The organism is Streptomyces sp. NPDC059832 (genome assembly GCF_042731715.1).
Classification (GTDB): Bacteria; Actinomycetota; Actinomycetes; order Streptomycetales; family Streptomycetaceae; genus Streptomyces.
Map to the genome: position 1 here is coordinate 358,601 of NZ_JBHWIY010000002.1, position 13,972 is coordinate 372,572.

Here is a 13,972-nt window from a genome sequence, read left to right on the forward strand (position 1 = left end):
ATGCCTGAGCGGTACGACGTCATCACCATGGGCCGCATCGGTGTGGATCTCTACCCCCTCCAGACCGGTCTGCCACTGTCCCGGGTCGACACCTTCGGGAAGTTCCTCGGCGGCTCACCGTCCAATGTCGCCGTCGCGGCGGCCCGGCTCGGCCGGCGGACGGCGGTGGTGACGCGCACCGGCCGGGACGCCTTCGGGGAGTATCTCCACCACCAGCTGCGGGAGTTCGGGGTGGACGACCGGTGGGTGACGCCGGTCGACGCGTATCCGACACCGGTCACCTTCTGCGAGATCTTCCCGCCCGACGACTTCCCCCTCTACTTCTACCGGCAGCCCAAGGCCCCCGATCTGGAGATCCACACCTCGGAGCTGGACCTCGAAGCCATCCGGTCCGCCCGGGTCTTCTGGATGACGGGCACCGGGCTGTGCGCCGAACCGAGCCGGACCGCGACCCTCGCCGCACTGCGCGCCCGCGACCGCTCCGGCATCACCGTCTTCGACCTCGACTGGCGCCCGATGTTCTGGGACACCGCGCAGGACGCGTCGCAGGACGGCCCCACCGTCCGCTACCGCGAGGCCCTGGCCCTCGCCACCGTCGCCGTCGGCAACCTCGACGAGTGCGAGATCGCGACCGGCGAGCGCGAACCGCACACGGCAGCCCGTGCGTTGATCGGCGCCGGCGTCGAACTCGCCGTCGTCAAACAGGGTCCCGAGGGCGTCCTCGCCGTCCACCGCGACGGCGCGGTGGCCGAAGTGCCGCCGCTGCCCGTCGAAGTCGTCAACGGCCTCGGCGCCGGCGACGCCTTCGGCGGGGCGCTCTGCCACGGGCTTCTCGCGGGCTGGGAGACCGGGCGCATCATGCGGTACGCCAACGCCGCGGGGGCCATCGTCGCCTCCCGGCTCGCCTGCTCGTCCGCCATGCCGTTCCCGTACGAAGTCGAAGCGGCCCTGACCGAAGGCGCCGTCACCTCCCGTCCCACCGGAGCCACCCCATGACGCCCACGGCCTCCTCCGTCTCCGAACTCGTCCAGTTGCGCATGCGCCACCCCGAGGCCGTCGCCGAGGCCGCCGCGCGCCGCCGCAGACGCCCCCTGGTCGGCAGCGGCGGACGGCTGATGATCATCGCGGCGGACCATCCGGCCCGTGGCTCCCTCGCCGTCGGCGACCGCGCACTGGCCATGGCCAACCGCTTCGAGCTGCTGGAACGGCTCCGCCTGGCCCTCTCCCGCCCCGGCGTCGACGGAGTGCTCGCCACCGCCGACATCCTCGACGACCTGCTGCTCCTCGGCGCGTTGGAGAACAAGGTCGTCATCGGCTCGATGAACCGCGGCGGACTCGCGGGCGCGGCCTTCGAACTCGACGACCGGTTCACCGGCCACCGCCCCGAGGACCTCGCCCGCCTCCGCTTCGACGCGGGCAAACTGCTGCTCCGCATCGACTACGACGACCCCGGCTCGCTCGACACCATGCATGCCACCGCCCGCGCCATCGACGCCATGGCCGCACACCGGCTGCCGGTCTTCGTCGAACCGTTCCTCTGCCGCCGCACCGACGGCCATGTCCGCAACGACCTCGGCGCGGAGGCGGTCACCACCTCGATCGCCATCGCGTCCGGGCTGGCCGGGACGTCCGCGTACACCTGGCTCAAGGTCCCCGTCACCGAGAACCCCGACGACATGGCCCGGGTGATGGAGGCGTCGACGCTGCCCGCGGTGCTGCTGGGCGGGGAGGTGGGCGACGACCTCGACGGAGCGTTCGAGAAGTGGCGCACGGCGCTGCGGCTGCCGACCGTCCAGGGGCTGGTGGTGGGGCGTTCGCTGCTCTATCCGGCCGACGGAGAGGTGGCCGCGGCCGTCGACACGGCTGTTTCGCTGCTGGAGCCGAGAGAAATGGAGCCGAGAACATGACGACGGACCACGAACCGCGCCACCACCTGAAGGCCGGGAGCACGGCGAGCGGCTCCTGCACCCTCGACATCGACCCGGAGCGGGCCGGCTGGGACCGGTCGAGTCTGCGTGTCCTGGAGCTCGGGCCCGGTGAAGTTCACACGCTCGTCACCGGGGAGAGCGAGTGGATCGTTCTGCCGTTGACCGGTGGCTGTACGGTGCACTCCTCAGGTGAGATCTTTGAACTGCTGGGCCGGGAAAGCGTGTTCAGCGGGGTATCCGACTTCGCCTATGTACCGCGTGACGCCCGAGCACAGATCGCCTCCGGCGCAGGAGGCCGCTTCGCCCTGGCAGGAGCGAAGTGCGAGCGACGACTCCCCGCTCGCTACGGCCCCGCGCCGGAGGTGCCCGTCGAGCTGCGCGGCTCCGGGAACTGCTCCCGCCAGGTCAACAACTTCGCCGCCGCCGACACCTTCGAGTGCGACCGGCTGATCGCCGTCGAGGTCCTCACCCCCGGCGGCAACTGGTCGTCCTACCCACCGCACAAGCACGACGAGCACCGCCCCGGCGCCGAGTCCGTGCTGGAGGAGATCTACTACTTCGAGGTGGAGCACGACGGCCTCGGCTACCACCGGGTGTCGCCCTCCCGGGACGGCGGTACGGATGTCCTCGCCGAGGTCCGCAGCGGCGACGCGGTCCTGATCCCCGACGGCTGGCACGGCCCCTCCATCGCCTCGCCCGGCCGCACCCTCTACTACCTCAATGTGATGGCGGGCCCGGGAGAGCAGCGGGAGTGGCTGATCAGCGACCACCCGGACCACGGCTGGATCCGCGACACCTGGCCCTCGCAGCCGGTGGACCCCAGACTGCCGTTCTACGGGACGGAGGCACGCCCATGAGTACCCGCCGCCTCACCACGGCGCAGGCCCTGGTGTCCTTCCTGTCCCGCCAGTACACCGAGCGCGACGGCAGGCGTCGGCGCCTGATCGGCGCCACCTGGGGCATCTTCGGCCACGGCAACGTCGCCGGGGTCGGTCAGGCGCTCGTCGAGTCCGGCCGTGCGATGCCCTACCTCCAGGGCCGCAACGAACAGGCCATGGTGCACGCCGCCGTCGGCTACGCCCGCCAGTCGGGCCGGCTCTCCGCGCACGCCGTCACCACCTCCATCGGCCCCGGCGCCACCAACCTCGTCACCGGCGCCGCCCTCGCCACCGTCAACCGCCTCCCCGTCCTCCTCCTGCCCGGGGACACCTTCGCGACCCGGCCCGCCGACCCCGTGCTCCAGCAGCTGGAGGTCCCGTCCGCGGGCGACGTCTCCGTCAACGACTGCCTGCGCCCCGTCTCCCGCTACTTCGACCGGATCACCCGCCCCGAGGCCCTGGTACCGGCCGCCCTCCAGGCCATGCGGACCCTGACCGACCCGGCGGAGACGGGCGCGGTGACGCTCGCGCTGCCACAGGACGTGCAGGCCCAGGCGTACGACTGGCCGGAGGAGTTCTTCGCCGAGCGCGTCTGGTACGTACGCCGCCCCGCCCCCGATCCGTACGAACTCGACCGGGCGGTACGGGCGGTGCGCGGTGCCCGCCGGCCGCTGATCGTGGCGGGCGGCGGGGTCCACCACGGCGCGGCCGAGGAGACCCTCGCCGCGTTCGCCGCCGCCACCCGCATCCCCGTCGCCTCCACCCAGGCCGGCAAGGGCTCGCTGCGCCACGACCACCCCGCCGACGTGGGCGGCATCGGCCACACCGGCACCGCGACCGCCGACGAGCTGGCCCGCACCGCCGACCTGGTCATCGGCATCGGCACCCGCTACTCCGACTTCACCACCGCCTCCGCCACACTCTTCTCGAACCCGGCGGTCCGCTTCCTCAACGTCAACATCACCGGCTTCGACGCCCACAAGCTCGGCGCCCTCCCGCTCGTCGCCGACGCCCGCGCCGCCCTCGAAGCGCTCACCGCCGCGCTCGCCGCCCGCAACCACCGCGTCGACCCCGCCTACGAGACGGAGTACACCGACGCCAAGGAGCGGTGGGAGCAGCGCGTCACCGCCGCGTTCACCGCCGAGGACCCGCACGCCCGGCCCACCCAGGCCCAGGTCCTCGGCCTGCTCGACGCCCTCGTCACCGAGGACGACATCCTGATCAACGCGGCCGGTTCGCTCCCCGGCGACCTGCACAAGCTCTGGCGGGCCCGCTCCCCGCACCAGTACCACGTGGAGTACGGCTACTCCTGCATGGGCTACGAGATCCCGGCCGCGATCGGAGTCCAGCTGGCCGCCCCCGGCCGCCCCGTCTGGGCGCTCGTCGGCGACGGCACGTATCTGATGAATCCCACCGAGATCGTCACCGCGGTGCAGCAGGAACTCCCCGTGAAGCTGGTCGTCCTCCAGAACCACGGCTACGCGTCCATCGGCGGCCTCTCCGAGCAGGTCGGCGCCGAGCGCCTCGGCACCGCCTACCGGCACCGCGCCGCGGACGGCACGTTCACCGGCCCGCCGCTCCCCGTCGATCTCGCGGCCAACGCCGGCTCCCTCGGCATGCGGGTGCTGCGTGCCAAGACCGTGCGTGACCTGCGCGAAGCCCTCGCCGAGGCGCGGGCCGCGGACCGTCCCACTTGTGTCTACGTCGAGACCGAAACGGCAGACATTGTGTCGGGCCCCCCTCCGGCACAGGCGTGGTGGGATGTTCCCGTAGCCGAAACGGCCACCCGGCCGTCGGCCGTGAGAGCCCGGGAAGAGTACGACCGCCACGTCGCCGACCGACGCCACCACCTCTGAAGGAGTTCTGTCATGAAGACCGTCAACCACTGGATCGGTGGCAAGACCGTCGAGGGCGCGTCGGGCAACTACGGCCCGGTCACCGACCCGGCCACCGGCGCCGTCACCACCCAGGTCGCGCTCGCCTCCCTCGAAGAGGTCGACGCCGCGGTCGCCGCAGCCAAGGACGCCTACGCCACCTGGGGCACGTCCTCGCTGGCCGCCCGCACCGCGGTCCTGTTCCGCTACCGGGCACTGCTCGACGCCCACCGCGACGAGATCGCCGCGCTGATCACCGCCGAGCACGGCAAGGTGCACTCGGACGCGCTGGGCGAGGTCGCCCGCGGTCTGGAGATCGTCGAGCTGGCCTGCGGCATCACCACCCAGCTCAAGGGCGAGCTGTCCACCCAGGTCTCCAGCCGGGTCGACGTCTCCTCGATCCGTCAGTCGCTCGGCGTCGTCGCGGGCATCACCCCGTTCAACTTCCCGGCCATGGTGCCGATGTGGATGTTCCCGCTTGCCATCGCCTGCGGGAACACCTTCGTGCTCAAGCCCAGCGAGAAGGACCCGTCGGCCGCCAACCTGCTGGCCGAGCTGGCCGCCGAGGCCGGTCTGCCGGACGGCGTGCTGAACGTCCTGCACGGTGACAAGGTCGCCGTCGACGGGCTGCTGAACCACCCGGACGTCGCCGCGGTCTCCTTCGTGGGCTCCACCCCGATCGCCCGGTACATCCACGCCACCGCCTCCGCCAACGGCAAGCGCGTCCAGGCGCTCGGCGGCGCGAAGAACCACATGCTGGTGCTGCCGGACGCGGATCTCGACGCCGCGGCCGACGCCGCCGTCTCCGCCGCGTACGGCTCCGCCGGTGAGCGCTGCATGGCGATCTCCGCGGTCGTCGCGGTCGGCTCCATCGCCGACGAGCTGGTCGCGAAGATCAAGGAGCGCGCCGAGAAGATCAAGATCGGCCCCGGCAACGACCCGGCCTCCGAGATGGGCCCGCTGATCACCGCCGCCCACCGCGACAAGGTCGCCTCCTACGTCACGGGCGCCGCGGCCCAGGGCGCCGACGTCGTTCTGGACGGCACCGGCTTCACCGTCGAGGGCTTCGAGGACGGCCACTGGATCGGCCTCTCCCTCCTCGACAACGTGTCCACCGACTCGGACGCGTACAAGGACGAGATCTTCGGCCCGGTCCTGTGCGTCCTGCGCACCGAGACCTACGAGGAGGGCGTCGCCCTCATGAACGCCTCGCCGTTCGGCAACGGCACCGCGATCTTCACCCGGGACGGCGGCGCCGCCCGCCGCTTCCAGCTGGAGATCGAGGCCGGCATGGTCGGCGTCAACGTGCCGATCCCGGTGCCGGTGGGCTACCACTCCTTCGGTGGCTGGAAGGACTCGCTCTTCGGCGACCACCACATCTACGGCAACGACGGCGTGCACTTCTACACCCGCGGCAAGGTCGTCACCACCCGCTGGCCGGACCCGGCCGACGCCCCGGCGGGCGTGGACCTGGGCTTCCCCCGCAACCACTGATCCCTCATCCCGGCCGACGGCCCGTACGGACGCATCCCCCGTCCGTGCGGGCCGTCGCCGTGTCCGTACGGGCCCTCGCCCCGCGCTTCACATGCGCCGCAGCCCCGCGTACTGGACCGCGCCCATCGCCCCCACCACCAAGGCCTGGAACACGATCCAGCCGTTGCCGACCGTCGTGGCGGTCAGCGCGTCCAGGGCGACGGCCACGACACCGGCCACGGCCCAGGCCGCGTTCAGGGCGATGACGACGGTGACCGCGCCGCGGCTGATGTCCTCCTGCCGCGAGACGGTCAGCACCCACAGCGCGTACACCGTGAGGAAGACGCCCACCGCGTACTGGACGGGGAGCGGCACGCCGAGGAACGAGTCCAGGACGGTGGCGAGCGCGAGATAGCCGATGCCGTTCGCGCCGGTGAGGATCACATCTGCCACGAGGGCAGCCCGGAGAAGGCCGTCGGAGCGGGCGGTGCCCGTCGCCGGGACCGTACTCGCGTTCTGGGACGACATCACTGGGTCCTCCTGTCGTTGTCATGCGGTCGCTCTGGTCTGCGAACGGTAAGGACGGGCCCGGCATCCGCTCAATTACCTCTGAGGTCATGGCCGCCCCCCGGGGCGGCCGGCGAGCGCCCGGCGGAGACCGTCGCAGGGCCGGCGGCGGGCAGACGATTCACCACTCGCAATCAATGCGGTGTGCTTATTTCGCATTACGGTGAGTCAATGGACCGCTCTTTATATGACGCAGGCCACGTGGCGCGCGCCACTCTTGTGGCGATTTGGAGCGTTTGCCGTGTGTGGTGGGCCACGTGACGGGCGTCACTATGATGCGGAATAGTAGAGGGGCGACGCTGTCGTCCGGGCTGTCGTGCGCATTCCTGGATCATTTCCGACGCCACATACGATTACTTTTAGTAAAAGGCCATCATTGACCTGGATTTCCTCTTGGCATAACAATTCTTGGCATCGCCCCACCGACGAAAGAGGAAATTCCGAATGCAGATCACCGCGATGCCCGAGAAGTTCGCCCGCATGACCCGCACCAAGAAGGCCTCGCTGGGCATGCTCGCCGCCGGTGCGGCGATCGTGGCCGGCACCGTCGCCGGCGCCCCGAGTGCCTCGGCCGCCACCCCCGCCAAGGCCGCCGGCGGCAACGTGGACATGTGGATCAAGCAGGCGCTCGAGGTCATGCGTGCGAAGGGCATCCCGGGCACGTACGAAGGTATCCACCGCAACCTGATGCGTGAGTCCGCGGGCAACCCGAACGCCATCAACAACTGGGACTCCAACGCTGCCAAGGGCATCCCGTCCAAGGGGCTGCTCCAGGTCATCGACCCCACCTTCAACGCGTACCACGTCAGCGGCACCTCTAAGAACGTCTACGACCCCGTGGCCAACATCGCCGCCGCCTCCAACTACGCCGCGCACCGCTACGGTTCCATCGACAACGTCAACTCCGCCTACTGAGCGGGGCAGGGTATCCACGTCGCATGACCGTGCCGGGGGCGTCCCGGGCCGGGACCGAAGAGAAGCCGGGGAAAGAGAGCCGTCATGGCTCCCTTTCCCCGGCTTCTTCTGTTTCTCCGGCCCCTTTCCGGCCCCTTTCCGGACCCTCTCCGGCCCCGGCCCGTCAGCGCACGGTGTCCGCCGCCTTCGCGGCACCGGCCTCCTCGGCGATCATCCGCTCCATCGGGACCGCGCCCACCCGCCCCGAGACCAGGAACGCGAGCACCAGGGTCGCCACCATGATCACCGTGCCGAGCCACACCATCGTCTCCACCGGCACCGTGTACGCGCCCACGGCCCGCACCACGCACTCGCCCAGCAGCGCCGCACCCCACACCGCCGAGAACCGGATCTCCGCCCGCCGGAACGCCGCCGACCCGGCCGAGAGCCGCTGCCAGGCGGTGTCCTTGGCCGCGTCGCCCTTGACCAGCATCGGCCGCACCCCCGCGCTCATCATCGGCTGCCCCTTCAGGGCGGTCACCAGGATGACGAGCCCGATGACGCTGCTCACCCCGCTGTCCTTGGCGAGCATCAGCCGGGGGTCCCCGACCGCCAGGCTCGTCACCAGGCTGACCGCGTTGACCGTCACCATCAGCGCCGCCAGCCCGTTGAGCTGCCGCTTGCGCACCACGCCCCACACGGTGCGCAGGGCCGGCAGCACACTGCTCCAGGCCAGCGCGGCGAAGGTGCTCAGGCCCGCCGCCTTCAGCGCGTAGTACGAGACGAGCGGCACCCCCACATCCACGAGCAGCGGCATCAGGCTGTCCAGCAGAGTCTTGCGCGGCGCGAGCGGGGCGGTGGCGGCCGGAGCATCTGCGACAGGGGCGGTGACTGTGGCTGCCGGGCTGGTCATCGGGGGTTCCTCTCCCGTACCGGCGGGTGCCTTCGCGGCCCCGCTCTCGATATGTACAGACTGGCCGCCGGGGCCCGGTGCCCGGCAGAGCCGGGTGTACCGAGCTCCGTATGACGAATGTCAGCCCCCACCGGTGACACGACCGTTCACCACCCGGCGGAATCCCGGACTCCGGTGCACCGGTAAACCGTTCGCCGCGCCCGGCGGGCCGGTGCTCTGATGGGGGCCATGACCGCTCCGACCAGGCCGCAGTACGAGATCCGCGCCCAGTACACGGACACCACCGTCACCGTGTACCAGGCGTACGCACCCCTCATCGGCCTTCCCGCCGTGCGTGACGGGCGCTTCCCCGACGCCTGGAAGCGCGACCGCATGACATGGATCAAGCCGAGTTTCCTGTGGATGATGTATCGCTGCGGCTGGTCCGTGAAGGAGGGGCAGGAGACCGTCCTGGCCGTCGAGATCACCCGCGAGGGCTTCGACTGGGCCCTGGGGAACGCCGAACTCTCGCACTACGTCAGGGGAGTCCACCCGGACCGCGACACCTGGCGGCGGAACCTGCGCCGCGCCCCGGCCCGCGTCCAGTGGGACCCCGAGCGCGACCTCCGCCTGGACCGGCTGCCGTACCGCTCCCTCCAGCTCGGGCTCTCCGGCGAGGCATCACGGCGGTACGCGGACGAGTGGACGGTGTCGATCCGCGACGTCACCCCGCTCGCCCGGCACGTCCACGAACTGGTGCGTGCCGGGCGGCTCGACGACGCGGCAGGACTGCTGCCCACGGAGTCGCCGTACCCGCCGGGCGGCGTCCCGCTCCCGGTATCGGCCGCCTGAGCCGCTGCCGGGCCGCACGGCCGGGGACGCGGGGACATGCCGCGTATGTGCGACTCGGGTGAGCAGGCAAATGCCGCATCAGGTGCATATCCATCGATACGCTCCCGGGATGATCCACCATGTCATCCCCCTGGCGGCATCCGGCCTGAAGATCGACTGGGCCAGGATGCCGACGTACAACACGATCATGTCGGTGGCCGCCGGCGCGGGGCTGCTGCTCGTGGTGGCGCTGGGGCGCCAGCTCCTCACGCCCGGACGCACCATCAACCCCGAAGGCTGGGTCCTCGCGTTCGGGGCCCTCGGCTTCACCCTGGTCACCACGGGCCTCCACATGACCCTGACCTGGCCGCTCGCCGGACAGGGCTTCCCGTTCGACAACATCATCTTCGGCGAACCGGCGCTCGCCTTCGGTGTCTTCCTCTTCGCCGCGTCCTTCTACCTCTGGAGACGCGGAGCCGAACTCAACAGCGCGGACCGCATCGTCCGATCGGCCCGGGTCGCCATGCCCATCTCGGTCTTCGTGTTCGGGCTCGGGCTCGCCTGCTTCGGAATCGCCGCCGCGGGCTGGAAGTACACCCTCTTCGCCGCACCGCCCGAGGAACCCATCTCCGGGGAGTTCGCGCGGTGGCCGATCCTGGAGGCGAGCTTCATGTCCGGGCTGTATGTCCTGGTGGGCATCGGCGCCCTGCTGTTCCCGTTCGTGCTGCGCCGGCCGTCGAGCTGGATGGCTCCGGTGACCGGGGTCGTCTGGGGACTGGCCGGTCTGGCGTTCCTGCTCTTCGGCGGGCTCAACTACTTCACCCACATCGGCCTCATCGTCAACACCATGTGAGCCGCCCGCCGCTGTTCCCGGTGCCACGTGCTCCGCATCCGGCGGCTCTGCGCACGCGAACGGCCCGGCATACCGCGCATGGAGTACGGGCGCCGGACGCCGTACGCCGCAAGGAGGCCGGAGACTTCCGCCCAGTGGCGGGCCGTGCGCCGCGGCGGCCCGCTTAGGGTCGCATCATGGAGACTCCCGAAGCGAGCAGGTCCCGGTGGCGGCGGCTGCCGCACCGCGGACGCGGCCGGTGGGCCGCGGGCCTGGCGGCGCTCGCCGTGCTGGCCGGCGCGGGCACCTGGAACGCCGCGGCCGACGACAGCGGGCCCGGCGTGCACCGCCAGGACCGGACGATGAAGGCCGACGGGGTGTCCATCGACACCTCGTACTTCACCGCCGGGGGCAGCGGGCGCCGGCCCGCCGTGCTGATCGGGCACGGCTTCGGCGGCAGCAAGGACGATGTGCGGGCGCAGGCCGAGCAGTTGGCCCGCTCCGGGTACGCCGTGCTGACCTGGTCCGCCCGCGGGTTCGGCAGGTCGGGCGGCGACATCGGGCTCAACGACCCCGACCGCGAGGTCAAGGACGTGTCCCGGCTGATCGACTGGCTCGCGGACCGGCCCGAGGTGGAACTCGACGCGAAGGGCGACCCCCGTGTCGGGATCACCGGGGCCTCCTACGGCGGAGCCGTCTCGCTCCTCGCCGCCGGGTACGACAAGCGCGTCGACGCCGTCGCACCGCAGATCACGTACTGGAACCTCGCCGACGCGCTCTTCCCCGACGGGGTCTTCAAGAAGCTCTGGGCCGGAATCTTCGTCACCACCGGCGGCGGCTGCCAGAAGTTCGAGAAGCGGCTCTGCGAGATGTACGAACGGGTCGCCGTCAGCGGAAAGCCGGACGCCGCCGCGCGCGCCCTGCTGACCGAACGGTCACCGAGCGCCGTCGCCGACCGCATCGAGGTGCCCGCGCTCATCGTGCAGGGACAGTCCGACTCCCTCTTCCCGCTCGGCCAGGCCGACGCCATGGCCAAGGCCATCAGCGGCAACGGCGCACCGGTCGCCGTCGACTGGATCGCCGGCGGGCACGACGGCGGCAACCCGGAGACCGACCGCGTCCAACGGCGGATCGGCGACTGGTTCGACCGGTACCTCAAGGACGACAAGGGCACCGACACCGGGCCCGGCTTCCGCGTCACGCGCACCGGAGGCATCGACTCCACCGACGGGGCCACCCTGGTACGCGGGGCGAGCAGCGACACCTACCCGGGGCTGGACAACGGCGCCGAGAGCATCGACCTGGGCCGTCGCACCCAGACCTTCCGCAACCCCGCCGGCGCCAACCCGCCCGCCATCTCCGCCGTCCCCGGAGTCGGCGGCGGTCTCGCCCAGCTCTCCTCGCTCGGCGTCGGCCTCTCGATCGACTTCCCCGGGCAGTACGCCCGCTTCGACTCGGCCCCGCTGGACAGCACGCTGAGCGTCACCGGCTCACCGACCGTCCGGGTCGACGTCGAGGCGCGGCAGGGCGACGCGGTGCTGTTCGGCAAGGTGTACGACGTGTCGCCGGACGGCAAGCAGCAGCTGCTGCCCTCCCAGCTGGTCGCCCCCTTCCGGATCACCCCGGACCAGCAGGGCAAGGAGATCCGGCTGACCCTTCCCGCCATCGACCACCGGTTCGACGCGGGACACCGGCTCCGCCTCGTCCTCTCCGCCACCGACCTCGGCTACGCCTCACCGGCCGAGCCGACGACGTACACCGTGACCCCGGCCGGCCCGCTGAGCCTTCCCACCGCCCCCGGCCTGAAGACCGCGCCCGCCACCCTGCCCTGGTGGACCTGGGGGCTCCCGGCCGCCGCCGTGGTGATCGCCGCCCTGCTGCTGCTCACCGCCCGCCGCCGCACCGCGACGCCCGCACCCGACCCGGCGCTCGCCGACGTACCCCTTCAGATCACCGGCCTGTCGAAGAAGTACGCCAGGTCCAGTGACCGGTACGCCGTGAAGGAACTGTCCTTCCGGGTCGAGAAGGGGCAGGTGCTCGGCCTCCTCGGTCCCAACGGTGCGGGCAAGACCACGACGCTGCGCATGCTGATGGGGCTCATCACCCCCGACGACGGCGAGATCCGGGTCTTCGGACAGGCCATCCGGCCGGGCGCACCCGTACTGTCACGCGTCGGCTCGTTCGTCGAGGGCGCCGGATTCCTGCCGCACCTGTCCGGGCGCGCCAACCTGGAGCTGTACTGGCAGGCCACCGGGCGTCCCGCCGAGGACGCGCACCTGGCGGAGGCCCTGGAGATCGCCGGGCTGGGCGACGCCCTGGCCCGCGCCGTCCGTACCTACTCGCAGGGCATGCGGCAGCGGCTCGCCATCGCCCAGGCCATGCTCGGCCTGCCGGACCTGCTCATCCTCGACGAACCGACCAACGGCCTCGACCCGCCCCAGATCCGCGAGATGCGTGACGTGATGATCCGTTACGCGGCCGGGGGCCGGACCGTCATCGTCTCCAGCCACCTGCTCTCCGAGGTCGAGCAGTCCTGCACCCACCTCGTGGTCATGGACCGCGGCCGACTCGTCCAGGCGGGCCCGGTCGCCGAGATCACCGGCTCCGGCGACATGCTGCTCGTCACCACCGCGCAGGAGGTCCCCGAACCGCTCGTGGAGAAGATCGCCGCCCTGGCCGGGATCGGCTCGGCGGTCCGCACCGACGACGGACTCGGACTGCTGGTCCGGCTCGACGGCGCCACCTCGTCCGGGCTGATCGCCGAACTGGTCCGGCTGGACGTGCCGGTGACCGGTGCCGGACCGCACCGCCGCCTGGAGGACGCGTTCCTCACCCTGATCTCCGGAGGCTCCGCATGAGTGCCGCAGTCGAACTCACCGGGAGCGCCGAAGCCCCCGGTTACCGCGCCCGGCACACCCTGCCGCTGCGCGTCGAGGCGGTACGCCAGCTGCGCAGGCGCCGCACCCTGCTCATGGGCGGGGTGCTGGCCGCGCTGCCGTTCATCCTGATCATCGCGTTCGCGATCGGCGGCACCCCGGACTCGCGGGGCGGCGCCGGCGACCGGATCACCCTGATGGACACCGCGACCGCGTCCGCCGCGAACTTCGCCGCGACCTGCCTGTTCGTCTCCGCCGGCTTCCTGCTCGTGGTCCCGGTCGCGCTGTTCTGCGGGGACACCGTCGCCTCCGAGGCGAGCTGGTCGTCGCTGCGCTATCTGCTGGCGGCGCCCGTGCCACGGGCCAGGCTGCTGTGGAGCAAGCTCGTCGTGGCCCTCGGCTTCAGCCTGGCCGCGATGGTGCTGCTGCCGCTCGTCGCGCTGGCCGCGGGAGCCGTCGCGTACGGCTGGGGGCCGCTCGAACTGCCCACCGGGGGAGCGCTCGCGGCCTCGCAGACCGTGCCACGGCTCGCGCTCGTCGTCGCGTTCGTCTTCGTGTCCCAACTGGTCACCGCGGGGCTGGCGTTCTGGCTGTCCACGAAGACCGACGCCCCGCTGGGCGCGGTCGGCGGCGCGGTCGGGCTGACCATCGTCGGCAATGTGCTGGACGCCGTCACCGCGCTCGGGTCCTGGCGCGAATTCCTGCCCGCGCACTGGCAGTTCGCCTGGGCGGACGCGCTCCAGCCCGGCATCGAATGGGGCGGCATGGTCAAGGGCGCGGCGATCTCGGTGACGTATGCCCTGATCCTGTTCGCCCTCGCCTTCCGCGGGTTCAGTCGTAAGGACATCGTGTCCTGAGCTTGACGTTCCGCCGCTCTCCAGGCCCCCGTTGCCGCATCGAGACCCATCCGCAATGTCTTCGTCCGCT

The 13,972-nt window shown here is 71.4% G+C and carries 12 protein-coding genes; 10 read left to right on the forward strand and 2 right to left on the reverse strand.

Annotation, left to right across the window (positions count from 1 at the left end; translation table 11 throughout):
* From iolC to mmsA, 5 genes are read left to right on the forward strand one after another with little or no spacing between them, the layout of a single operon-like run.
* Entirely contained in the window at positions 1-996 is a 996-nt protein-coding gene (gene iolC, locus ACFV8T_RS04040; protein ID WP_385324248.1) for a 5-dehydro-2-deoxygluconokinase, read from the forward strand.
* Positions 993-1,907 (forward strand): deoxyribose-phosphate aldolase, encoded by a 915-nt coding sequence (locus ACFV8T_RS04045; RefSeq protein ID WP_385324250.1) that lies wholly within the window; start codon positions 993-995, stop codon positions 1,905-1,907. Before iolC ends, ACFV8T_RS04045 begins: the two co-directional genes overlap by 4 nt.
* Entirely contained in the window at positions 1,904-2,785 is an 882-nt protein-coding gene (gene iolB, locus ACFV8T_RS04050; RefSeq protein WP_385324253.1) for a 5-deoxy-glucuronate isomerase, read from the forward strand. The genes ACFV8T_RS04045 and iolB overlap by 4 nt, the downstream gene beginning before the upstream one ends.
* The gene (gene iolD, locus ACFV8T_RS04055) at positions 2,782-4,662 is read left to right on the forward strand and encodes a 3D-(3,5/4)-trihydroxycyclohexane-1,2-dione acylhydrolase (decyclizing) (protein ID WP_385324256.1); all 1,881 of its coding nucleotides are present in this window, start codon (positions 2,782-2,784) and stop codon (positions 4,660-4,662) included. The genes iolB and iolD overlap by 4 nt, the downstream gene beginning before the upstream one ends.
* A 12-nt stretch (positions 4,663-4,674) precedes the next feature.
* Positions 4,675-6,174, forward strand: a complete 1,500-nt coding sequence (gene mmsA / locus ACFV8T_RS04060) for a CoA-acylating methylmalonate-semialdehyde dehydrogenase (RefSeq protein WP_072488819.1) — start codon at positions 4,675-4,677, stop codon at positions 6,172-6,174.
* An 87-nt stretch (positions 6,175-6,261) separates the two neighbouring features.
* On the opposite strand, the gene ACFV8T_RS04065 is transcribed toward mmsA, so the two are convergent.
* Positions 6,262-6,681: a hypothetical protein gene (locus ACFV8T_RS04065; protein ID WP_385324259.1), complete on the reverse strand. Its 420-nt coding sequence runs from the start codon at positions 6,679-6,681 to the stop codon at positions 6,262-6,264.
* 483 nt (positions 6,682-7,164) lie between these two features.
* Here ACFV8T_RS04065 and ACFV8T_RS04070 point away from each other — a divergent pair, with 483 nt between their 5' ends.
* Positions 7,165-7,635, forward strand: a complete 471-nt coding sequence (locus ACFV8T_RS04070) for a transglycosylase SLT domain-containing protein (protein WP_385324262.1) — start codon at positions 7,165-7,167, stop codon at positions 7,633-7,635.
* Between the two features lie 163 nt (positions 7,636-7,798).
* Here the strand turns inward: ACFV8T_RS04070 and ACFV8T_RS04075 are convergent, their stop codons facing one another.
* Complete coding sequence (locus ACFV8T_RS04075) at positions 7,799-8,527, reverse strand: VC0807 family protein (RefSeq protein WP_385324264.1); 729 nt, start codon at positions 8,525-8,527, stop codon at positions 7,799-7,801.
* 228 nt (positions 8,528-8,755) lie between these two features.
* Here ACFV8T_RS04075 and ACFV8T_RS04080 point away from each other — a divergent pair, with 228 nt between their 5' ends.
* The 4 genes from ACFV8T_RS04080 (at position 8,756) to ACFV8T_RS04095 (ending at position 13,902) form a co-directional block, all read left to right on the forward strand.
* Positions 8,756-9,358 carry a DUF4291 domain-containing protein gene (locus ACFV8T_RS04080; RefSeq protein WP_385324267.1) on the forward strand — a complete coding sequence of 201 codons (603 nt, stop codon included), beginning with the start codon at positions 8,756-8,758 and terminating at the stop codon, positions 9,356-9,358.
* Between the two features lie 109 nt (positions 9,359-9,467).
* Positions 9,468-10,190 carry a DUF981 domain-containing protein gene (locus ACFV8T_RS04085; protein WP_385324270.1) on the forward strand — a complete coding sequence of 241 codons (723 nt, stop codon included), beginning with the start codon at positions 9,468-9,470 and terminating at the stop codon, positions 10,188-10,190.
* Positions 10,191-10,456: 266 nt separating this feature from the next.
* Positions 10,457-13,027, forward strand: a complete 2,571-nt coding sequence (locus ACFV8T_RS04090; RefSeq protein WP_385324758.1) for an alpha/beta fold hydrolase — start codon at positions 10,457-10,459, stop codon at positions 13,025-13,027.
* Positions 13,024-13,902, forward strand: a complete 879-nt coding sequence (locus ACFV8T_RS04095) for an ABC transporter permease (RefSeq protein WP_385324272.1) — start codon at positions 13,024-13,026, stop codon at positions 13,900-13,902. The genes ACFV8T_RS04090 and ACFV8T_RS04095 overlap by 4 nt, the downstream gene beginning before the upstream one ends.
* Positions 13,903-13,972 lie beyond the last annotated feature (70 nt).